Source organism: uncultured Anaerococcus sp. (assembly GCF_947253225.1).
GTDB lineage: Bacteria > Bacillota > Clostridia > Tissierellales > Peptoniphilaceae > Anaerococcus.
Genome location: NZ_CAMXYR010000016.1, coordinates 1 through 21,838, shown reverse-complemented (window position 1 = coordinate 21,838; position 21,838 = coordinate 1). Strand labels below are relative to the sequence as shown.

Sequence of the window (21,838 nt, the reverse complement as noted above, 5' to 3'; positions counted from 1 at the left end):
GCCTACATCCTTTCTTCCCTTGCAATAATAAATAATAAAATAACATTTAGACCAATCACCAAATAGTAAAAAATGGATCCTGTCCTAAATTGAAAAATGAGGTTTACAATTTCTATCAAAGTCATTCCACCAAAGAAGAGCTTGTAAGAAAAACCTACACCAAATTTCTTAACTGTGAAAAATGTATAAAGGGAAATTGCTATAGGGCTTAATACTCTGATAAATAAATTAAAAATGATTGCATTAATGTATTCATCAAAGCTAAGACCTGGTTTTTTATCAAGTATTTGCCTATAAACTTCGATATCTTTAGCCATCATCAAGGCCTCCAAGGATAGGAGAAGAATGATAAGGCTTGTGAGTATCAAAACTCTTAGCAAAAACTTTTCTCTTTTCTTTTCTAGTTCTGTTTTGTTCATAATAGTGAAAGAAAGGTCAGAAACTGACCTTTCCTGCTTCTAACTATTTATTAAAGTTTGCCATCATTGAATCAAATGATGCCTTTAGTTGCTTGTATGCTTCTTCTTCGTTTGCAGGTTTACTTGAGTTCCAAGAAAGGATTGCATTCTTGTAAGTATCCCAAACATCTCCCCATTCTTTGAATAATGGTCTAGCTGGAGCTGTTGCGTAAGATTTGATTGTAGCATCAATAATCTTCTTATCAGTTTCTGGAAGGTCTGAAGCTTGGTAAGTTTCATTCTTTACATTTTCAAGGATTTTTCCTGTTGCTTTATAAAGGTCAACTGCATGTTCAGGATTTACGATTTCTTTAATCATAGCTTCTGCGATGGCTTTCTTGTTAGCATCTTCTTCTATTCTAGCATTGATACCAAGTCCCCATCCACTTTGCCAATGGTTAAGTGGTTTACCAGCAAGTGTTATATGGTCAATTGGATAAATTTCAAGGTTACCTTCGCCAGCTTGTTCAGAAACTGATGCTGCATCCCAAGGACCGCCAAGTCTTGCAACTCCGCCTTTGCCAGCCTTAAATTCATCATCAATGTATCCCCAACCAGCATCTGGGTCAAATAATTTTGTTCCTGCATCGTTGTGTTTTTTCCAGTAACCATAAAGTGCCTTAATAGTAGCTTGTTTTTCAGGCTCTAGATCTTTCCATTCTTTAGTAAAATCAGAGAATAATTTTCCGTCTTCTCCCTTACCAAGAAGTTCAATATTTGATGAGTTTGTAGCAGCTACACCGTACCAAGCATCAAATATTGGAAGTAAAACTGTTGATTCATCTTTAACATCGTTAAGTTCGATTGGTTTTGTTGTATCAATTCCCTTAGCCTCAGCATTTTTCTTGTTTACATAAGTAATAAGTGTTTCGATATTATATGGGAAAGCAAAATATTCTCCATTAAGGTTAAAGTTTCCACCTATTCCCTTATCAAAATCATCCCAACCACCAAGTTCTTCGGCGATTTTTTTGGAATCAATTGAACCAAGAACGTCATTCTCAGCAAGACCTACAAGTCTATCTGCTGGAAGAGCAAAAACATCTGCTACGTCCTTATTGCTTGCATCTGTTTGATCTATAACATCTAAGTGATCAAAAGATCCAATTTCTTTTAGTTCGATTTCTGCCTTAGGGAATTTTTCCTTTACCCTATCAGCTGCTTTTTTATAATAGTCCATCCAGTCCTTTTCTACTTGAACTGTAATTTTGCCAGCAACATCTCCTGGCTCAGCCGCAGCTTTGTCATCTGCCTTATCGGCACCTTTTCCACCACAAGCAGTCAAAACCGCCGCTAGTGATAAAGCCATTAAAGCTTTAAATTTGTTGTTCATATAAATCCTCCCTTCGTTTTCTATAGTGAAAACGTTATTAGTTTCTGTAAGATATATTATACATTAAATTAGAATAAAATGGAAGTCCTTTTTGTGAAAGTGTACAAGTATTTTTGCATTATTATGTAATTTTATTTTTTTATTCTCATTCTTTTATATGGTCAATATCTATTAATAAGCCCCTTATTCCTAAGTATTTCTTATAAAATATTCTTCTATGATAAAATTATTTTTCTGTATAAGCATTGATTTCGCTTTAATCAAAACTTTAATTGCCCTAATAAAGATATATAAGAATTTAATAAATACCTTAGTAATACTTAAATTTTTTTATGTAAATATTCTTGAAAATTATTATATTTTTTTATTTTTCCATACCTAAAATTGGGAAAACGGTACAGAAAAAACCATATTTTTTTGCAGTGTGAAATTTCACTAGTTGGAAAGTTTTAAAAAAATGGCAAAGCTTTTGACTTTGCCATTTTACTACTTTTATTTAGACTTCTACTTTTTCTTTTTTGCTTTGCTTATTTTTGCTTTCCTTGCTTATGTTTCTAAAGACTAGCTTGTCTTTTCTTACAGAAATCCTGATTGTCTCATTACGATCAAGTTTTCCATTAAGGATATCCTCTGCCAGCCTATCATCTATCATTTTTGTTATATGGCGTTCTAGTGGTCTTGCCCCGTATTCTGGGTCGAAACCCTCTTTGGCTAAAAGTCTTTCCAACTTTTGGTCGTATTTGATATCTAGGTCGATTTCATTTAGCCTTTTTCTGGTTTTTTCAAGCATCAATCCTGTTATTTCTTCGATTTCTTTCTCCCCAAGTGGCTTAAACATAATAACTTGGTCAAGCCTATTTATAAATTCTGGAGCAAAGGAGTCTTTTACAGCTTTTTGGATAAGCTCTACACTTCTTTCTTCTTCTATTTTTTTCTCATTTCCAAGTTCAAAACCTATTGTCTTAGTTTGACTTAAGCTTCTAACTCCAACATTGCTTGTCATAATTATTATGGTATTTTTGAAGTCTACAGTTCTTCCCTGACCGTCCGTTAGTCTTCCATCATCTAAAATTTGTAGAAGTAGGTTGAAGATATCTGGGTGGGCTTTTTCAATTTCATCAAAGAGAACTACAGAATATGGGTTTGTCCTTACTGCTTCTGTAAGTTGACCACCTTCTTCGTAGCCAACATAGCCTGGTGGAGAGCCTACAAGTCTTGATACAGCGAATTTTTCCATGTATTCACTCATGTCCATCCTTATTAGCTTATCTTCTGAACCAAAGAGATCTTTGGCAAGGGTCTTGGCTAGATAGGTCTTTCCCACTCCTGTTGGTCCCACAAATATAAAGGAGCCGATTGGTTTTTTTGGATCTTTTAGGCCAACTCTTGCCCTCTTTATGGATTTAGCAACTGAGTCTATAGCTTCTTTTTGACCTACGACATTTAATTTCAAATCCTTATCTAGGTTGGCATACTTTTCCTTTTCATCTTCTGTGAGTTTTTCTACAGGAACTTTAGACCAACTTGCTACTATACTTGCAAGGTCATCATAGCTGATGAAAAGCTCTCTCTTATTAGTTTTTTCCTTTTCTTTCTCAACTTCCAAGTCAAACTTGGCTTGGTTGATTTTATCTCTAAGTTCTGCCGCTCTTTCAAAGTCCTGCTCTCTTACGGCGTTTTCTTTTTCCTTGTTAAGTTCTTCGAGTTTTTCTTCATAGGAATTATTATTATCAGATTTTTCAAAAGCTTGTATCCTTAATTTAGCACTAGCTTCATCAATCAAGTCTATAGCCTTATCTGGCAAGAACCTATCTGTGATGTACCTAGAAGATAGGTCTACCGCAGCCTTTATCGCTTCATCGCTAATTTCAACTCCGTGATGCTTTTCATATTTGTCTTTCAAGCCCTTTATTATTTTTCTTGTATCTTCAAGGCTTGGTTCATCAACTTGGATTGGTTGCATACGACGGCTTAGAGCCGAATCTTTTTCAACGTGTTTTCTATATTCGTCAATGGTTGTAGCTCCCATTATCTGCACATCACCTCTGGCAAGGATTGGCTTTAGGATATTTGCAGCATCCATTGACCCTTCAGATGCTCCAGCTCCAAGAACCATATGAAATTCATCAATAAATAAAATTACATCATCTCTTTTTTCAATTTCTTCAAATAATTTTTTAAGTCTGTCCTCAAAGTCTCCCCTATACTTACTTCCTGCTATAAGGCTTGCTAAATCAAGGCTTAGGATTGTCTTTCCCTTGATAATATCAGGAACACTACCTTCTTCAATCCTTTGACTAAGACCTTCTGCTATAGCAGTTTTTCCAACACCTGGAGGTCCAATAAGGATTGGATTATTCTTTCTTCTTCTCATAAGAATTTGAATCAACCTTTGAATTTCATCATTTCTACCAATAACCGGGTCAATCTTTCCAGCCTTTGCCATCTCATTAAGATTATTAGTAAATTTACTTACATTTTCAGAAAGTCCTAATTCAGAAACTTTATCAGTCTTTCCTTTTACCATAAGTTTCTTTAAATTTTTTCCTACGCTCTCCTTATCAAGACCAGAAAGCAAAAACATAAGATTGGTGAAAGAATCATCATCATTTATTATTGCCATTAGAACGTCTTCTTCTCTAGGGGTTGGAATTTTGTTAACCAAGGCTATATTTCTTGCTTCTTCAAAAATCTGCCTTACCTTCTTAGAAAATTCTGTAGCTGGTCTTTGAGAGCTACCCCTACCTATGTTGTTTATTACAATTGATCTAAAAAGATCATAATTTGCCCCACTGGCTATTAGAGCCTCACTTGCAAGAGAGCCTGTTTTCATCAAGGCCAAAAGCAGGTGTTCGCTTCCTATATAGTCATGGTTTAAGGAATAAGACTCTCTTCTTGCCTGTGAGGTGAGCTTATTTAATCCATTATTTTCCATCATCTCTCCTTAATATATTCTTCGAGAAAAAGGTATCTTTCCTCATTCCTATTTCCCTTGTATTTATTCTTTTCCAAATTATATAACAAATAGTCAAGCTCTTGCCCAGAAAAATCAGTATCAAAGCCCAAGGCCCTATATTTTTTAAGCCCGTAGAGGTTTTTCGCCATAAGGTCGAGACTTTTGGCAAAGCCTCCCTTAATGTTGTTGACCATTATATTAATATAATCTTCTATTTCTTCATTTCTTATATGGTTTAGGTGCATATAGTCTCTTCTAAACCTTCTCTCATTTCTTACGAGAATGTCCATGTTTTTTTCAAAAGTTCCTATATATTCATTAAGGTTCTTTCTATAATTACCAACATTCTTAATAAGATATATATCATCAGCAAAACGCTTATAATACTTAGGCAAAAACTTGCTAATGTAGATCCCCTCATGGATTAGACTCTGCTTTAGACCAAAATAAGCCTTATCATCATCGACCAGGGCAAAGAGAAATACCTTAGCAAAAATCTCAAGACCTGCTCCCGCATTTCTAGCATCTTGGCAAAGATATCCCAAATCGGGAGTGAAGGCAAAATCTAAAGTTTCATCAAGAGTTTTTTCAACTTCTCCAGCAATCTTGTAAGCTTTTTTGGCATCGAGATTGAAATTTCTGATGTTTATAGCTACATGGTCCCTATCATTTATCGTCAAAATATAATCATCATCAAAAACTAAGGCGATTTGGGCAAGTTTCTTGTCAACATCTTCCGTGAGGACAAAGGATTTAATCAGACTTTCCTTAGTATTTTCATCCAAGTCCTCCAATAAAACTAGCTTGTCCCCATAAATTCCCCTAAAAATTTCAACAATTTTTAGGCTATCTTCAAGGCTCATAGAAGCTGGGAAATCGAAGCCTTCGATATTTCTTCTAAGGGTTAAGTTAGACTCAAGGATTATATCTTTTGTGTACTCCATCAGTGACTCACCCTGCCAGTCAAATCTTCTATTTGCTCTTTTATTGTCGCAGCCTCTTCATAATCTTCTATCTGCACGGAAATTTGAAGTTTATCCTGGAGGTTTTTAATCCTTATCCCAAGCTCTCTAATCTCTCTTTGTTTTCTCGGAAACTTTCCTTGATAGGTCGAATAATTATTATAAGATCTCAAAAGTTTTTCTGTAAGTTTTTTATCAAGCCTATAACAATCAGGGCAACCAAAAATCCCATTTCTTATATTGGATGAAGAATTTCCACATGTTGGGCAAACTTCATCGCCAAGATTTGCTATAACATCATATGCAAAATTTGTTTCATTAAATTTGTATTCATAATAGGAATCTATAACTTCTTCAAGACTTGGCATGAATTGGCCGATTAGGCTTTCTATATTTTCCTTGTCAAGACTTGTAAGGCCAGGCTTTACATTTCCATCCTCATCCACGCCAACATCTGTAAATTTCTTTACACAATCATTGCAAAGGTGGAAGTCTTTTTCTCTACCATTTATAATCGCCTTAACCGTTACAGTTGCTTCCTTATAACATTTATCACATTTCATATTAGTTACTCCTCGCCATTAGACTAAGCAAGATATTTTTTATAATATCAGATCTTATAGAATTTCTTTCTTTAACATCACAAATGCCAGAAAGAGCCTTATCGCTTGTAGCATACCTTGCCATTATATACTCATTTTCTGTAAAATATTCTCTTCTAAGTAAGTCCTTAAACAAGCTGTCTGCATTATTTTGACTCATATTTTTCTTTAGATTCTCTATCAAATAGGAAACATAGGAATCTTCATCAACAACAGTAATGATTTTAATAAAGCCATTGCCACCTCGCTTACTCTCAATAACATAGCCATTGTAGGGAGTAAACCTTGTCGATAAAACATAATTAATTTGGCTTGGGGCACAATCAAAACGAGTTGCCAAATCATTTCTTCCTATTTCTAGCATTCCATCGCCAGAATCCTCTAGCATCATTTTGAGAAATCTTTCGATTTCTGAAGTAAGACCTGCCATAATCCACCACTCTTTCTATATTTAAAGCCAATTCTCATTGACTATCTCTGACCTTTTCTTTTTAAAAATAAGAACCGCTAATGATTCCTAGTAAAATTGTACTATTTAGCAAAATTGTTTGCAAGAAAGCTCCAGGAGAGAAGTTAATCTCTCCTGCTATTTCTGTTTCCATAGAGGATGAAGAGCCTTAGGAATTGGAGGGCAGTTGATAAGGTTGCTGCCACATAAGTGTAGGCTGCAGCCCTCAACATAGCTCTTGCTGCCGTAACTTCATCTCCTACAAGCATCCCACTAGTCTCAATAACTTTTACCGCCCTTCTTGAAGCATCAAACTCAACAGGAAGTGTTACAAGTTGAAACAGCAAGACCAAGGAAAACAAAATGAGTCCAAGATCTAGGAGCCTCTGTTGGGATAGAAATATTCCCAAAAGTAGGATAGGAAATGATAATTTAGATCCAAAATTTACCGCAGGAACCATCCAAGACTTCAACCTTAGTGGAAGGTAGCCCTCCTTGTATTGGATGACATGACCACATTCGTGGGCCGCAACTGCTATTGAAGCAATAGATGTATCTGTGAAAGAATCATTTGATAGGGCAACTTGTTTGCTAAGGGGATTAAAATAATCAGACAAACTTCCCCCAACCTTTTTTATAGAAATATCATTGTAGGCATTCACATCAAGGATGTACTTGGCAGCCTCGTAACCTGTAATTGATTTTTTTGATTTAATTTTGCTATATTTGTTAAAAGCTTTTTGGATATTGGCTTGGGCAATCATAGAAATTACAAACCCAATTATAACAAGAAAATACGTCTTGTCATAAAACATATAGCCAAAAGAATATGGATTGTACATAAAATCCCTCACTTTCTTTACTCTTTTTGATATTATACCCAATCTTTTCCTTCTTCAAATTTAGGCACAGAAAAAGAGCCCCTCTCGGCTCTTTCTCATATAGAAAAGAATAAGTTAGTCCTAGTTTTCTAAAGGGAAAACTATAAGGAATTAATAATGAAAAACCTAGCTATTTAATAGCTGATTCTATTATAACACTATATAAAATTTTATGCAAACTTTTTCTCGATATTTTTCTATTTTATTTTTATTAATACCTCTGTCTTTATCACGTTTTCCTAATTAGGTATTTTCTTCGAGTTCTTTAGCGTTTTCATTATCGCCTATAAGAACCAAGACATCTTCTTCTTGGATTTTTAAATTTGGATCTATATCCATAATCATAGCTCCATTTCTCTCGAAGGCCACCACATTCATCTTGTAAGATTTTCTAAAGTCCAATTCTATCAAAGTCTTGCCAACCCAATCTTCGTGTGCCTTGATTTCTATTAGTGAAAAATCATTAGAAAATTGAACAAGCTCAAGAAGGTTAGAGCCAGCAATAGATCTTGCTAATCTTTCTCCAGTATCAAGTTCTGGATAAACTATTTGGTCAGCTCCAATTTTCTTTAGTATTCTTGCGTGCGATTGGCTGGTTGCCTTGGCTATAACTTTCTCAACTCCACAGTCCTTGCATATTAGAGTCGCCTCAATCGAAGCTTCTATATCTGTTCCTGTTGCAATAACGGCTACATCATAATTGCTTATGCCAAGAGATTTCATAGCAAGTTCTTCTGTGATATCTCCCTGAGCTGCACTTGATACAAAATTCGCAATTTTTTCTACCTTTTTGTAATTAGAATCTACAGCCGTTACATAAATTCCCTTTTCAAAAAGCTTGGTGGCAACTGCATATCCAAACCTACCAAGTCCTAGAACGATAACATTTTTTTCCATAATATCTCCTAACCTAAACTAATAAAACTTTCTGGATACCTTATCAAATTATCATCTGCCTTTAGTCCAAAGGCAAAGGCCATAGTCATAGGGCCAATCCTGCCCAAGTACATACACAAACCTATGAGAATTTTCGCTATATTTGACAAATTTTCAGTAATTCCCCTGCTTGCCCCCACAGTAGCAAGAGCTGATACCGTTTCATAAAGGATATCTATAAGAGGGAATCCATCTGTGATTGTTATGATAAATGTTACAAGTAGCACTATAGCAAAAGAGATGGTAAAAATTGACAAGGCTTTTTTGATAGACTCATCACTTATGTGCCTATTAAAAACTACTGGCTCTTTTTGCTTTTTCATAACTGAATAAGTTGCAAGAACTAAGACCCCAAAGGTTGTTGTTTTTATACCTCCTGCAGTTGATCCAGGAGAGCCTCCTATAAACATTAGTCCAATAAGCAAAAGCGAAGTAGAGTCTTTAATGTTTCCTAGTTTTACCGAATAAAATCCAGCAGTTCTTGCAGATACAGATTGAAAGAAAGACTCTGTTATAGAACCTAATATCCCCTCTTTTTCAAGAACTCCTCCCTGAATTGATTCAAGAGCAAAAAATCCGAAAGCCCCAACCAAAATCAAGACTAAGTTTATTATCAAAACAAACTTGGAATTGGTGGAAATTTTCTTGAAATTTCTCTTATAAAAAAGTTCACTAGTAACCATAAAGCCCAAACCACCAGTTATTATAAGAACCATAATAGTGGTATTGACTAGGACATCTTTTCTAAGCGGATAAATAGAATCTCCCATAATATCAAAACCAGCATTGCAGAAAGCTGAAATAGAATGGAAAATTGAATACCAAATCCCCTTTACTAGACCATAGTTGGGGATAAACCTTATAGCCAAAAACAAGGCTCCTGCTCCCTCAACAAGCAAAGTAAAAACAAGAACATATTTAAAGAGTTTAATCATCCCTGCCATGCTTTCTACGTTTAGTTGCTCTTTGAGAATTTGCCTTGACTTAATTCCTATTTTTTTCCTAAGAAGTAGGGGAATGAGGGAAGCGAGTGTCATAATTCCAAGACCCCCTATCTGGATTAGGATAATAATTACAACTTGGCCAAAAGTATTCCAATAATAACCAGTATTTACAGGACTAAGCCCTGTAACACAAGAGGCACTTGCTGCAACAAAAAATGAGTCGATAATCCCTGTTCTAATCCCCCCTTGAGTTACGAATGGAGTTGTCAAAATCAAGCCTCCGCAACTAATGAGGATTAAAAACCCCATAGACAAAATAAAAGCAGGATTTTCTAAGGACTTATCATAAGCTCTTTTTATAAAATTTTTCTGCATAATAACCTTCCTTACACAATCAAAGGGGCTGGCAAAATCACCCTCCCCTAACTTAAGAAAATTTTACATCTTATCCTAGTTATTGTCAACGATTGAATAATATTTTGGCTGAATATAAAATAAATGATAAGATTATTAACAATTTTTTAAAATTGGAAAATAACAACTTGCAAATTCTGATTCTCAACTTAGCTTTCGCTCCTTACTAGGGAGGTAGTAAAATTCAAATCTATAAGTAAGCTTTCTGGCTAATGGTAAGTAAATATAAAAATAACCTGCTAGGTAATTAATAGTAACTACCTAACAGGTTTCCTATTTCCTATTTCTATTCAGCTTTTAGCATCTTGTCTGAGTATCCAAAAATATAGGTCAAAACAAAGGCTACTCCAGCTGAAATTATTAGCATTAATAGATACATTAAAATGTTATCAAGGTACAAAAGTGTACCTGGAATAACTGTAACTGCCATTCCTGTTCCTGCTAGTTTAAAGATTGATGCGAAAAATCCTCCTGTTGCTCCACCAACCATAGCCATGACAAAAGGCTTAACAAATCTTAGGTTGATACCAAAGATTGCTGGTTCTGTAATTCCTAAGGCTGCAGAAAGAGCTGATGGATAGGCAATTTGTTTAATCTTCTTATCCTTAGTCTTGACTGCTACTGCAAGGACTGCCCCTGCTTGGCCTGCTGTCGCTGCTGATAAAAGAGCATTGAAGGCATTTCTTCCGTTGTCTGCCAAAAGTTGAACCTCGAGGAAGTTAAAGATATGGTGGATACCTGTAACTACTATTAGTTGTTGGAGACCTCCTATAACAATTCCTGCTATACCAAAAGGTAGCCCCAAGGCCCATTTAGTTGCCTCAAGAACGACAACTTCAAGTTGGTGAAATACAGGTCCTATTGCAAAGAGAGATAATACACTCATAATTGCTAAAACCAAGAAAGGAGTAAGAAGAAGATCCAGACTATCTGGAATGAACTTCCTTAATCCTCTTTCAAGCTTAGCTCCGATGAATCCTGAAATAAAAGCTGGAAGGACTGTGCCTTGGTATCCTACAACAGGTATAAAGCCAAACATGATTATAGGGCTTGCATCACCACTAGCCACTTGGTAGGCATTAGGAAGATTTGGATGGACAAGCATCAAGCCCAAAACAATTCCTATAACTGGACTTCCACCAAAAACTTTAAAAGCTGACCAAGCTACAAGAGCTGGCAAGAAAGCAAAGGCTGTATCAGTTAAGATTTGTGTCCACATCAAGAAGTTTTGTGGAACAGTCTCTGGTGTCATAGAAAAAAGGGCAAGAATTTCTTTTTGAGTCAACAACCCTCTCACTCCCATAAAAAGTCCTGTCGCAACAAGAACTGGGATTATCGGAACAAATACATCACCAAAAGTCTTTATAGCTCTTTTGAAAGGATTTTGTTGGTTTTTCGCCTTGTTAGCAACAGCCTTATCGTGAATTTTAGAAAAATCATCATCTTCCTTTTCCATATCCTCATAGGCATCATAAACCTTATTGACACTTCCAGTTCCAAAAATAATTTGTAGCTGACCTTCATTGAACATAGCCCCTTTTGCGCCCTCACAAGAATTGGCAAGAGCCATATCTATCTTTTCCTTATCATAGACCTCAATCCTTAACCTAGTTGCACAATGGGCAACAGAGGAAATATTGGCTCTTCCTCCAGCAGCCTTAATGGCTTCATCTACTGCTTTTTTGTAATCCATAATTTCTCCTTATAATTACTTAATAAAATCGGGAACGGTTCCATTTACTTTAATATAGCAAAAAACGTTTACCTTGTCAAATGATTTTTATAATTTTTATTTATTTGTTATTATAAGAATGGAGGAATTTATGGCAAATATAAATGACATCGCTAAGAAAACTGGTTTTTCTAAATCAACTATATCCAGATACTTAAACCAAGGCTCTGTTAGTGATTCAGCAAAAAAGAAAATCAAAGAAGCTATAGATGAAATCGGATACATACCAAACTCCTATGCGAGGAACCTAAAAAGCTCTAGGACTAACACAATCGGTGTGATAATTCCTAATTTTATAGGTTACACCAAAAACACCGCCCTAAACTCTATAAATCTTTACCTAAAAACAACCCCCTACTCCATGCTAATCGCCTGTTCTAATGACGATATGGATGAGGAAGTTAGGATTATTTATGAAATGCAAAGGCTAAATGTTGATGGGATAATCCTCTTTGCTTCAGACCTTACTGATAAGCACATGAAGGCAATCGATAATTTATCCATGCCCCTAGTCATCTTTGGTCAAGATCTTCCTTCCCATACATCGATTTTTGCTGATGATTATGAGGCTGGGCTCCTTATGGGCTCCTATATCAAAAATCTCAACCATGAGGAAATAAGCTATTTTGATGTAGGAAGTTATGACCATGCTGTTGGCAAAAGATTCGAGGGATTTTTCGACGCTCTAAGAGGAACTAGCATCAAACTCAACCATCACAGGTTTGATTTTACCAAAAAAACCGCCTACGAGAAGGCCAAAGATATCTTAGATCGAGAAAATTCAACCCTATACCTAGGGGCAACCGACAATATAGCCTTTGGTATAATAGAGGCTCTAAGAGAAAAAAACATAAGGATTCCTGAAGATATTTCTGTGGCAGGCTTTGGTAATTATGAAATCTCTTCTCTAATAAATCCAGCCCTTACAACTGTGGACTTCCCTTATGAAAAGCTTGGTGAATACGCCATCCAAAGTCTTATCAGAAAAATTGATGGAGGTAATGAAAAGAAGATACAAAAAACCAAACCCAAACTTATTTTGAGAGATTCTTTAAGGTAAACTAGGGTTTATATCTTGGGTATAATAGAAAATAAAAGGAATTATTATGAAAAAATATTATTTTAAGGAAAAATTTTTCAAGATAACAGACCACTATCCAATCCTAGATGAGGATGGCAAAAATGCGTTTTTTGTCGACCAAACCTTCAAATTTTTAGGCTATGAGGCTAGGGTTTCTTACAAAAATGATGAGGAGATTTTTACAATAAAACGAAAACTCCTGTCTTTTCTTCCCATTTATTATATAAACTTCAAAGATGAAGCTAAAAGGGATATGACCATAAAGTCCAACCTTGCTTTATTTAGAAAGTCAATTGACGTTTTAATGGAGGATGGAAAGATTAGTCTCAAGGGGAACTTTTGGGATTATGAATTTGAAATTTACTACAAAGGAAAACTTATAGGAGAAGTAAGCAAGAAAATCTTCTCTCTAACTGACCAATACGAATTGAGAGTTTTGGATGAAAAATACACAGAGGCTCTAGTTGGCCTATGCTTAGCCTTAAATAATATCAAAGATTTAGAACTAGCTTCATCTTCAAGCGGACGATAAGGAGAAAATATGGAAATATCAACAATAACAACCTATATAAAAGACCTTGTAACTACCCCTTCCCCAACAGGATTTACCAAATATGCCGAAAAATATTTACTAGATGAATTTACCAAGCTCGGCTATAAGCCCTACCAAACCAACAAGGGCAATGTTGTAGTGCCTATTGTCGAGGGGGATTCTAATGGACTTTTGCTTTCTGCCCACATTGATACCCTAGGACTTATGGTAAGAAGTGTAAAGGAAAATGGTAGGCTTAAAGTTACAAATCTGGGAGGCTATCCTTTTTCCTATGCTGAAGGCGAAAATGTGGTTATTCACACAAGATTTGGCAAGGAATTTACAGGAGTTTTTAGGCTAAACGAACCAGCAGTTCATGGCTCATCTGACCCTAAAGAGGCTAAAAGAGATGATACAACCATGGAAGTTGTAGTTGATGCTTTGACAAAATCAGCTGAAGAAACCAAGTCTTTAGGAATCTCCAACGGAGATTTCATATCTCTTGACCCTAGATTTAGAATAGACAACGGCTTTATCAAGTCTCGCCATTTGGATGATAAGGCAAGTGCAGGAGTTCTCCTTGCTCTCGCTAAGGAAATCAAGGATAAAAATATCCAGATAAATAGACCCCTCTACATGACCTTTACAATTTATGAAGAAGTAGGCCACGGGGCTGCTAGTGGACATCCTAAGGGAATAAGAGATATGGTAGCCGTTGATATGGGAGTTGTCTATGATGATTTAGCTTGCGATGAAACAATGGTTTCAATTTGTGCTAAGGACTCTTCAGGTCCTTACAACTACGATTTGACCAACGAGCTAGTAGCTATAGCCAAAGATTTGGACTTAGCCTATGGGCTTGATATTTATCCTTACTATGGCTCAGATGCATCTTGTGCTGTGGCAAGCGATAACGACTTTCGCCATGCCCTTGTGGGAAGTGGAGTTGCTGCAAGCCACGGCTACGAGAGAACTCACGAGGATGGACTAAGGGGGCTTTACGAGCTGCTTCTTGCTTTTATCCAAAAATAAGCTTGTAAATCATTAAATTTATTATATAATATAAATAAGCAAAAGGGAGTAGCCCAATTATTTAATCGTCAGAACGGAATTATCCCGGTTAAATAAACCCCTCAAGGTGGCAAGACTTTTGGCATTTATTTGCCAAAAGTTTTTTTTATATCTTTTGCAAATTTTTATGGAGGAATTATGGACTATAAAGGAAGTTTAAATGAAGTAATCAAAAAACATAATAGCGACCCAAATCGTGGTCTTACTTCCGATGAGGCAAGAAAAAGACTCGAGAAATTCGGCCCAAATAGGATAGAGTCGTCTGATAAGAAGTCTCTTGTCAAAAAAATCATCGACCAATTAGCAGACCCTATGGTAATCCTTCTTGTAATAGCTGCAATAGTGTCAGCCTTTACAGGAGATGCCATAGAGGCAGTGATTATTGTTGCTATAGTTGTAATTAACGCTATTATGTCAATTATCCAAGAAGGACGTGCAGAAGATTCTGTAGCCGCCCTACAAAGAATGAGTTCGCCTGAAGCGACCATCATAAGAGATGGTTTACGAAAAAAAGTAAAGGCTGATGAACTCGTTCCTGGAGATGTTGTTGTAATAGAAACTGGAGATATCATCCCAGCCGATATGAGGCTTTTGGAATCAAGCAACCTCCAAATCGATGAATCTTCTCTTACAGGAGAATCCGTAGCTGTAGAAAAAGACTTCAGCAAGGTCTTTGATAGTGAGGTAGGTATTGGAGATAGGGATAACTATGCCTTCTCCTCATCAATAGTAACCTATGGCCACGGCAAGGGACTTGTTACAGCAACTGGCCACGATACAGAAATAGGTAAGATTGCCACAAGTCTTGAAAATGTCGAAGCCAAGGACACCCCTTTGCAAAAACAATTAAATAAATTATCCAAACTTTTGGCCGTTCTTGTTGTGATTGTATGTATCCTTGTTTTTGTAGTAGGCTATTTCAGATCAGAGATGAAACTTCTGGATAACTTCATGGTTGCCGTATCTCTTGCAGTAGCAGCAATCCCTGAAGGACTAACGGCAGTTGTAACTATCGTCCTATCTATTGGTATGAACAGGATGGCAGAGAGAAAGGCTATAGTTAAAAACCTTCTTTCAGTAGAAACTCTAGGCTCAACTACAGTAATATGCTCAGATAAGACAGGAACCCTTACCCAAAATGAAATGACCATCACCAAGGTCTACACCAACGGAGATGAGTTTGAAGTTGAAGGATCTGGCTATGAACCTAAGGGAGATATCAGAGATTCTAATGGAGATGTTGTAGATAACCACGAGCAAATCAAACTCCTCATGACAATAGCAAGTCTTTGTAACGATGCTAACCTAACTAGAGAGGGTGATGTTTACAAGATTACTGGAGATCCAACAGAGGGAGCCATGCTAACTTTCTCTGAGAAATGGAATATAAACCAAGAAAACCTAAACGAAAAACACCCAAGACTTGACGAAATCCCATTCGATTCTACAAGAAAAATGATGACAACCTTCCATGAGCAAGAAGGAGAGTATTATGGATTTACCAAGGGTGCACCAGATATTGTAATAGGTAAATGTTCAAAAACTCTTGTTGATGGCAAGGTGGTTGACTTTACTGACGAACTAAAGAAAAAAGCCCTAAAGAAAAATACAGATCTTGCAAGTTCTGCTCTCCGTGTGATGGCCTATGCCTTTAAGCCAATGGAAACACTTGAAACAGAGCTTACAAGTGAAAACATCGAATATGATATGGTTTTTGTTGGACTTACAGGAATGATCGACCCACCAAGACCAGAAGCCAAGGCAGCTGTAAAAGAATGTCACGAATCTGGTATTGATGTTGTTATGATTACGGGAGATTATTTTGAAACTGCCCTTGCCATCGCCAAAGAGCTTGGTATTGCAACAAGTCGTGACCAAGCTATGCAAGGAAGTGAGCTAAATGATAAGACAGAGGAAGAAATTCGTGAAATAGTTAAGACCAAGAGAATTTTTGCTAGAGTATCTCCAGAAAACAAGGTTCAACTAGTAAAGGCCTTTGGACAGAATGGAGAGATTGTAGCAATGACTGGTGATGGAGTAAATGATGCTCCAGCAATCAAAAATGCAGATATAGGAATTTCTATGGGAATTACAGGAACTGACGTTGCCAAAGATACTGCTGATATGATTCTTGTCGACGATAACTTCGCAACAATTGTAAATGCAGTAGAAGAAGGAAGAGTGATATTTGCAAATATCAAAAAATTTGTATCCTTCCTCCTATCTTGTAACATAGCAGAAGTCCTAATAGTATTCCTATCAATCCTATTTGGTCTTCCTAGTCCTCTTACCCCAATCCAACTCTTGTGGCTAAACCTTGTAACAGATGCCTTCCCAGCCCTCGCCCTAGGCGTTGAACCAGCTGAACCAGGAATCATGGAAGAAGACCCAAGAGATCCAAGAGAATCAATAATATCAGGAGAAACAAGAACAAACCTTATTTCTCAATCAATCTATATAACGGTAGCAGTCCTTTTTGCCTACCTAGTTGGACTAAAATGGATCTTCCCTAACTCAATCGAAGGAGCTCACACCATGGTATTTGCAACCCTAATTACCAGCGAACTCCTAAGAGCTTTCTCAGTTAGGTCAAACAAATTTACCCTAAAGGAATTAGGATTTACATCAAATCCTCAACTAATAAAGGCAACCCTCCTATCCTTTGCCCTCCTCTTAGTTGTAATGTATATCCCAGTCCTAACAAAGCTTTTTGAAGTAGTATCCCTAACTTGGGAGTGGATTCCTGTGCTAATTCTTTCCCTAATCCCACTTGTCCTAGGAGAAGTTGCCAAGCTTATACGAAGAAAATAGCAAATCAAAAGAACCGCTCGGTCGGTTCTTTTTTCTTACCATATTTTGTTTTAAGTCTTTTAAATAGGATGCCGACTAAGAGTATGCTTAGCCTAACGTAGGTATAGCCAGACTTTGTCCAAAGTTCTGACCTACTATCAAATCTATGAGGTCAAGTGTATCGAGCTTATCCTTATCAAACTTCTAAATAAATCCCCCTAGCTCTTCTAAAAGTCCAAAAAGGCCTACCGAAGCTTTTGCTTTCCAACAAGCTCGGTAGGCTTCATATATTTTATATTTATTTAGCCCCTCTAATATCCTCCTTGGCGTGGATTAATTGGGTTAGTATCTTGTTATACGGAGTAGCTATTTTATGAACATTTCCTTTAGCTACTACAGCCCCATTTATAAAGTCGATTTCTGTCCTTCTATTTCTTTCTATGAGGTCTTGGTACATTGATGGGTAGTGATTTTTTACTTCCTCGGATGTTTGATAGATGTATGAAATCATCTTTTCCTTATCCATATCGAGCCCCTCAGCCCTAGCAACTTCCACAAATTCTCGAACTATTTCACCAATAATCTTATCTGCATCCTTTGATGCAAAAAATTCTCCTATAGTACATTCCATAAGAGCCGTCATGGAGTTCATTGTGCCATTTACCATAACTTTTCTCCAGATTGCATACATTACATTCTCATCATAGGTTGCCTTAAGACCAGCCTCATCCAAGAGCTTTGCAATTTCCCTTCCAGCTTTCTCATTACCTCCAATGTTTTGAACGTCTATTGTTCCCTTTCCTGTAATTTCTACTTCTCCAGCTGCCTTCATGCCAGCCGCCCAGATTGTAACACCCATATTTATTTGGCTTTTGTCTACAAATTTTCCCAAGATTTTTTCATGACCCATTCCATTTAATAGGCAAAGAATCTGAGTATCTTCCCCTATTATATCCTTTATAGCTTCCATCATTGCCTCTAATGCCATTGACTTTGTCATTACCACAACTAGGTCAGCCTTCTTTCTAGCTTCTTCTGGCTTCATAGCTTTGATTTTTATAGTATCTTCGACTTTTCCAGAAACTTTAAGACCATTTTCATTGATTTTGTCAATATGATCTTTCCAATAATCCAACAATATTACTTCACTAGCTGTATTTTTTTCTATATGATAACCAATAGTAGAGCCCATAGCTCCACTTCCTGCTATATAAACTAACATAAAACCTCCTTAGTATCTTCTGCTTAAATTTATACCCAAATCAAAGTTTAAGACAAATTCCTAAGATTGCTCCAGCTATGATTATTAGGATTGGGTTTATCTTTTTGACTTTTAGAAGAGTCGTCAAGAATACCAAAAATATTATTGAGGGAATTGGTCTTAATAAGCTTAATATATTGGAGGTTTGCTTGAAAGCTTCTAGGTTAAATAAGGTAACTACTAGCACCGAACTCATGGCTCCAAGGATTAGTCCAGCTGTTGCAGGTCTTAGGGTTAAGAAGGCATCTTTTACTAGCTTAGAGGATTTGAATTTATCCATAGCTCCTGCTATAATTAAAATTATTATAACAGGTCCTGTAATTAGGGAAATTGTTGCAAAAATACCACCCCACAAGCCATAGGCGTTTATTCCTGCATAGGTTGACATATTTATCCCAATAGCTCCTGGTGTTGATTCTGATACTGCTATCATATCAAGTAGTTCTTCATTCGAAAAATATCCAAACTTTTCTCCCAAGTCATAAAGAAATGGAATAGTCGCCATTCCACCACCAACGGCAAAAAGTCCCACCTTGAAAAATTCAAATATTAATCTAAGCATTTTTTCTGCCCCTTCCTAGGAGAATTCCAAAAATCGCAACTCCCATCACAAGAATTATAGGAGAAATTGAAAGAACTGCTATGGCAAAAAATGTTATGAGAAAGATAGAAAACTTCAGAAAAGTATTAGCATCCTTTTTGACCATATTGATAACTGAATAAAAAACTAGAGCACAAACTGCTATCCTAATCCCTACAAAAGCATGTTGGATTAAAGCAAGGTGACTAAAGCTTTTTAGAAATTTTGCTATTAGGCTGATTATGATTATAGATGGAGTAATAAAACCTAGGCTTGCAACAATCCCACCTATATTGCCACAAACATTGTGCCCACAAAAGGTTGATGTATTAATAGCAATTATGCCAGGGGTTGATTGACCAATAGCATAGTAGTCCAAAATCTGCTCATGGCTCGCCCATTTTTTCTTTTCTACAACTTCTCTTTCCAAAAGTGGCAACATGGCATAGCCCCCACCAAAGGTAAAAAGCCCGAGCCTTGCAAAAGTTAAATAAAGATCTAATAATTTGTTCATATAAACTCCTTTATCTAATTATATAATAAAATCTAACCAAGGAAAAGCTTTACTAATTTATGGTATAATATAAAAAAAGATTAAAGGAGCCCTTATGAAATCAATTAAGAAAATATTTCTACTTATGGGACTTATTATTTCCTGCCAAAGCTTGACAGTAGATAAGGCTTACGCCAACAAACCTGTTGTCTACTATGATAGATACGACCTCGATGAGGCTGTCGGCTTAAAAGCTAAAAAAGAAAATAACCCACCAAAAGAAGAAATTCCTAGCAAAGATGAAAATGAAAACCAAGAAGAAACCAACAACACCGAAGCTCAGCCAGAAGATGACAAGCTTACAGAAGCAACCATTACCCATGTTATAGACGGAGATACTGTAAAGGTAGATATCCAAGGAAAAAGCTACAAGCTAAGGATGATTGGAGTTGACACACCAGAGACAGTTCACCCTAACAAACCTGTCCAATATTTTGGCAAGGAAGCATCAAACTTTACCAAGAAAAATTTAACAGGCAAAAAGGTTTATTTGGAAAAAGATGTATCAACTACTGATAGGTACAATCGTCTACTAAGATACATTTGGCTAGAAAAACCTACTTCTCTTAAAAACCCAACAATTGGAGAAATCGAAAGCAAGATGTTTAACGGGATTCTCCTAAGATATGGCTTTGCCCATGCGGCAAGTTTCCCTCCAGATGTGAAATACCAAGACCTCTTCAAACAAATTGAGAAAAAAGCAGAGGCAAGAGGCGAAGGACTTTGGGGAGAAAAAGCCTCCGAAAATGAAAATATCCAAGATGAACAAACAAATCCTAAGGATGACCAGAAAGAAAATCCGAGTGATGAAACTGACGAAAGTGGAAGTTCATCAAATGATAGTTCATCAAAGAACTCTGGTAAGAAGTTTGACTATCCAGCTGGTGATAGAAAAATCGTAAACCAACTTAGAAGATGGACCGAAAGTAGGGGCAAGAAATACTACGCTGATGTAACGACAGGCCCAATAAAAGCAAATAGAAATAGTGGAATCTATCACACACCTGGACAAAAAGGCTACAACAAGATCTCAGTAGAAAATGTAACTTGGTTTACTTCCCAAGAAGCAGCAATAAAGGCTGGATACAAACACGCCAAAAAATAGAAAGGAAAGATATGAAAGGAATAATATTTGACATAGATGGCACTGTGCTCGACTCCATGCACGTTTGGATAAGACCCATGGATAAAATTTTTGCCAAATATAACTTTAGTCTAAAAGACCTTCCTAAAGAAGAAAAAGGGGAAATTGAAGCCCTCCCATTCGAAGCCATGTGCGAATTTTTGGCAAAAAATGTCACCAAAGATATGACCAAAGACCAAGTTATAGCTTACTTTGTTGGAAATTTAGAAAAAGCCTACCAAAAGGAATTGCTGGCAAAAGATGGGGCTATAGATTTCATCAAAACCTTGAAAGAAAAAGGCTATAAGCTATCAGTAGCCTCATCAACTGACTTCAAATACCTGCAAGCCGCCCTAAAAAGATTGGGAATCTTCTCTTGTTTTGATTTTTTCGCAACTCCAGATCTTACAAATATGAAAAAATCCGACGCAAACTTTTGGCAATATTCAATCGACAAGCACAAAAAGAAAGCCAGCGACCTAATCCTCTTTGATGATGCCCTCTACGCCATAAAGAGAGCAAAAAAACAAGGATTCAAAACAGTAGGTGTAAAAGACTTCCCTTGGAACGAAAAAGAATGGAAGCACATACAAGAAGAAGCTGACCTATGGGTAGAAAAAATTGGCGATTTTAAAATAGCAGATATAGACAACTTTTAAGATAAAGAGGGCTTACCCAAGCCCTCTTTAAGTTTAAAATAAAATAACTGTTTTGAATGTAATAAAGGCCTTATATCATCTAATGAAATTATAAATAGTAAATTCTATGAAAAACTTCAATAGGAAACTGATACAAAACACTCAAAGACAAGATCATATTTCTAATTGAACATGGTCTACAAAAAGCTTTTATCCAGAAATTATAGGAGCTTTAAGTAAATGGACAAGTATAATCCATGGCCTAGGTAAATCTTCTCCAAGTTATCATTATTTTTTGAAGAGAGTGTTACTAAGGCTTAAAATTTAGTATAAAATTAAGACTAGGTCTATAAACATTGACAAATAAAAATCCCTCCCTACTGGTTTATCTAGTAAGGAGGGTACATATCATATTAGGATTTATGATACTGGGTAATTTTTTATAAATCAGAGTCTATTTCTAAGAATTCTTCTATTTGTTTTATTATGACTCCGCTTTCTTTTCTTGTTTCTTCTGATCTTTTGACAAGAGCTTCGAGCTCG

The 21,838-nt window shown here is 36.3% G+C and carries 19 protein-coding genes; 6 read left to right on the top strand and 13 right to left on the bottom strand.

Going from position 1 to position 21,838, the window contains the following annotated elements; translation table 11 throughout:
• Positions 1-2: 2 nt before the first annotated feature.
• The 10 genes from Q0W95_RS03505 to Q0W95_RS03460 all read right to left on the bottom strand — a co-directional run bounded on the left by Q0W95_RS03505 (position 3) and on the right by Q0W95_RS03460 (position 11,627).
• Positions 3-320 carry a hypothetical protein gene (locus Q0W95_RS03505; protein WP_297790050.1) on the bottom strand — a complete coding sequence of 106 codons (318 nt, stop codon included), beginning with the start codon at positions 318-320 and terminating at the stop codon, positions 3-5.
• Between the two features lie 142 nt (positions 321-462).
• On the bottom strand, positions 463-1,791 hold the full coding sequence (locus Q0W95_RS03500) for an extracellular solute-binding protein (RefSeq protein ID WP_297790047.1): 1,329 nt from the start codon (positions 1,789-1,791) through the stop codon (positions 463-465).
• Positions 1,792-2,287: 496 nt separating this feature from the next.
• Positions 2,288-4,726: an ATP-dependent Clp protease ATP-binding subunit gene (locus Q0W95_RS03495; protein WP_297790045.1), complete on the bottom strand. Its 2,439-nt coding sequence runs from the start codon at positions 4,724-4,726 to the stop codon at positions 2,288-2,290.
• Positions 4,726-5,691: an ATP--guanido phosphotransferase gene (locus Q0W95_RS03490; RefSeq protein ID WP_297790043.1), complete on the bottom strand. Its 966-nt coding sequence runs from the start codon at positions 5,689-5,691 to the stop codon at positions 4,726-4,728. Before Q0W95_RS03490 ends, Q0W95_RS03495 begins: the two co-directional genes overlap by 1 nt.
• On the bottom strand, positions 5,691-6,272 hold the full coding sequence (locus Q0W95_RS03485; RefSeq protein WP_297790041.1) for a transcriptional regulator: 582 nt from the start codon (positions 6,270-6,272) through the stop codon (positions 5,691-5,693). The genes Q0W95_RS03490 and Q0W95_RS03485 overlap by 1 nt, the downstream gene beginning before the upstream one ends.
• Position 6,273: 1 nt before the next feature.
• A complete protein-coding gene (locus Q0W95_RS03480) occupies positions 6,274-6,741 on the bottom strand; it encodes a CtsR family transcriptional regulator (protein ID WP_297790039.1) in 468 nt (155 codons plus the stop codon).
• Between the two features lie 143 nt (positions 6,742-6,884).
• Positions 6,885-7,574, bottom strand: coding sequence for a zinc metallopeptidase (locus Q0W95_RS03475; protein WP_366800481.1), 690 nt, complete (start codon positions 7,572-7,574; stop codon positions 6,885-6,887).
• A gap of 309 nt (positions 7,575-7,883) precedes the next feature.
• Positions 7,884-8,537: a TrkA family potassium uptake protein gene (locus Q0W95_RS03470; RefSeq protein WP_297790035.1), complete on the bottom strand. Its 654-nt coding sequence runs from the start codon at positions 8,535-8,537 to the stop codon at positions 7,884-7,886.
• Positions 8,538-8,545: 8 nt separating this feature from the next.
• Complete coding sequence (locus tag Q0W95_RS03465; protein ID WP_297790033.1) at positions 8,546-9,895, bottom strand: TrkH family potassium uptake protein; 1,350 nt, start codon at positions 9,893-9,895, stop codon at positions 8,546-8,548.
• 325 nt (positions 9,896-10,220) lie between these two features.
• A complete protein-coding gene (locus Q0W95_RS03460) occupies positions 10,221-11,627 on the bottom strand; it encodes a sucrose-specific PTS transporter subunit IIBC (RefSeq protein WP_297790031.1) in 1,407 nt (468 codons plus the stop codon).
• Positions 11,628-11,757: 130 nt separating this feature from the next.
• Between Q0W95_RS03460 and Q0W95_RS03455 the strand changes: the two genes are divergently transcribed.
• From Q0W95_RS03455 to Q0W95_RS03440, 4 genes are all read left to right on the top strand, one after another.
• A complete protein-coding gene (locus Q0W95_RS03455) occupies positions 11,758-12,726 on the top strand; it encodes a LacI family DNA-binding transcriptional regulator (RefSeq protein WP_297790029.1) in 969 nt (322 codons plus the stop codon).
• 46 nt (positions 12,727-12,772) lie between these two features.
• On the top strand, positions 12,773-13,279 hold the full coding sequence (locus Q0W95_RS03450; protein ID WP_297790026.1) for an LURP-one-related family protein: 507 nt from the start codon (positions 12,773-12,775) through the stop codon (positions 13,277-13,279).
• A gap of 9 nt (positions 13,280-13,288) precedes the next feature.
• Positions 13,289-14,311 (top strand): M42 family metallopeptidase, encoded by a 1,023-nt coding sequence (locus Q0W95_RS03445; RefSeq protein WP_297790024.1) that lies wholly within the window; start codon positions 13,289-13,291, stop codon positions 14,309-14,311.
• Between the two features lie 177 nt (positions 14,312-14,488).
• Positions 14,489-17,161 (top strand): cation-translocating P-type ATPase, encoded by a 2,673-nt coding sequence (locus Q0W95_RS03440; RefSeq protein WP_297790022.1) that lies wholly within the window; start codon positions 14,489-14,491, stop codon positions 17,159-17,161.
• Positions 17,162-17,438: 277 nt separating this feature from the next.
• Here Q0W95_RS03440 and Q0W95_RS03435 read toward each other — a convergent pair whose 3' ends face one another.
• Genes Q0W95_RS03435 through Q0W95_RS03425 form a run of 3 tightly spaced genes read right to left on the bottom strand, consistent with a single transcriptional unit; the run spans position 17,439 to position 19,495 of the window.
• Positions 17,439-18,362, bottom strand: a complete 924-nt coding sequence (locus tag Q0W95_RS03435) for a 2-dehydropantoate 2-reductase (protein ID WP_297790020.1) — start codon at positions 18,360-18,362, stop codon at positions 17,439-17,441.
• A 40-nt stretch (positions 18,363-18,402) separates the two neighbouring features.
• Entirely contained in the window at positions 18,403-18,963 is a 561-nt protein-coding gene (locus Q0W95_RS03430) for a chromate transporter (RefSeq protein WP_297790018.1), read from the bottom strand.
• Positions 18,956-19,495: a chromate transporter gene (locus Q0W95_RS03425; protein ID WP_297790016.1), complete on the bottom strand. Its 540-nt coding sequence runs from the start codon at positions 19,493-19,495 to the stop codon at positions 18,956-18,958. Before Q0W95_RS03425 ends, Q0W95_RS03430 begins: the two co-directional genes overlap by 8 nt.
• A 94-nt stretch (positions 19,496-19,589) precedes the next feature.
• On the opposite strand from Q0W95_RS03425, the gene Q0W95_RS03420 reads away from it, so the two are divergent.
• Both Q0W95_RS03420 and Q0W95_RS03415 read left to right on the top strand, forming a co-directional pair.
• Positions 19,590-20,639 (top strand): thermonuclease family protein, encoded by a 1,050-nt coding sequence (locus Q0W95_RS03420; protein ID WP_297790014.1) that lies wholly within the window; start codon positions 19,590-19,592, stop codon positions 20,637-20,639.
• Between the two features lie 11 nt (positions 20,640-20,650).
• Complete coding sequence (locus Q0W95_RS03415) at positions 20,651-21,316, top strand: HAD family phosphatase (protein ID WP_297790013.1); 666 nt, start codon at positions 20,651-20,653, stop codon at positions 21,314-21,316.
• Positions 21,317-21,838: the final 522 nt, after the last annotated feature.

Coding starts and splice junctions, on each gene's coding strand:
- Q0W95_RS03430 (WP_297790018.1), bottom strand. CDS start 18,963: ATGCTTAGATTAATATTTGAATTTTTCAAGGTGGGACTTTTTGCCGTT.
- Q0W95_RS03465 (WP_297790033.1), bottom strand. CDS start 9,895: ATGCAGAAAAATTTTATAAAAAGAGCTTATGATAAGTCCTTAGAAAAT.
- Q0W95_RS03425 (WP_297790016.1), bottom strand. CDS start 19,495: ATGAACAAATTATTAGATCTTTATTTAACTTTTGCAAGGCTCGGGCTT.
- Q0W95_RS03450 (WP_297790026.1), top strand. CDS start 12,773: ATGAAAAAATATTATTTTAAGGAAAAATTTTTCAAGATAACAGACCAC.
- Q0W95_RS03415 (WP_297790013.1), top strand. CDS start 20,651: ATGAAAGGAATAATATTTGACATAGATGGCACTGTGCTCGACTCCATG.
- Q0W95_RS03495 (WP_297790045.1), bottom strand. CDS start 4,726: ATGGAAAATAATGGATTAAATAAGCTCACCTCACAGGCAAGAAGAGAG.
- Q0W95_RS03460 (WP_297790031.1), bottom strand. CDS start 11,627: ATGGATTACAAAAAAGCAGTAGATGAAGCCATTAAGGCTGCTGGAGGA.
- Q0W95_RS03480 (WP_297790039.1), bottom strand. CDS start 6,741: ATGGCAGGTCTTACTTCAGAAATCGAAAGATTTCTCAAAATGATGCTA.
- Q0W95_RS03470 (WP_297790035.1), bottom strand. CDS start 8,537: ATGGAAAAAAATGTTATCGTTCTAGGACTTGGTAGGTTTGGATATGCA.
- Q0W95_RS03440 (WP_297790022.1), top strand. CDS start 14,489: ATGGACTATAAAGGAAGTTTAAATGAAGTAATCAAAAAACATAATAGC.
- Q0W95_RS03420 (WP_297790014.1), top strand. CDS start 19,590: ATGAAATCAATTAAGAAAATATTTCTACTTATGGGACTTATTATTTCC.
- Q0W95_RS03490 (WP_297790043.1), bottom strand. CDS start 5,691: ATGGAGTACACAAAAGATATAATCCTTGAGTCTAACTTAACCCTTAGA.
- Q0W95_RS03435 (WP_297790020.1), bottom strand. CDS start 18,362: ATGTTAGTTTATATAGCAGGAAGTGGAGCTATGGGCTCTACTATTGGT.
- Q0W95_RS03475 (WP_366800481.1), bottom strand. CDS start 7,574: ATGTTTTATGACAAGACGTATTTTCTTGTTATAATTGGGTTTGTAATT.
- Q0W95_RS03500 (WP_297790047.1), bottom strand. CDS start 1,791: ATGAACAACAAATTTAAAGCTTTAATGGCTTTATCACTAGCGGCGGTT.
- Q0W95_RS03505 (WP_297790050.1), bottom strand. CDS start 320: ATGATGGCTAAAGATATCGAAGTTTATAGGCAAATACTTGATAAAAAA.
- Q0W95_RS03485 (WP_297790041.1), bottom strand. CDS start 6,272: ATGAAATGTGATAAATGTTATAAGGAAGCAACTGTAACGGTTAAGGCG.
- Q0W95_RS03455 (WP_297790029.1), top strand. CDS start 11,758: ATGGCAAATATAAATGACATCGCTAAGAAAACTGGTTTTTCTAAATCA.
- Q0W95_RS03445 (WP_297790024.1), top strand. CDS start 13,289: ATGGAAATATCAACAATAACAACCTATATAAAAGACCTTGTAACTACC.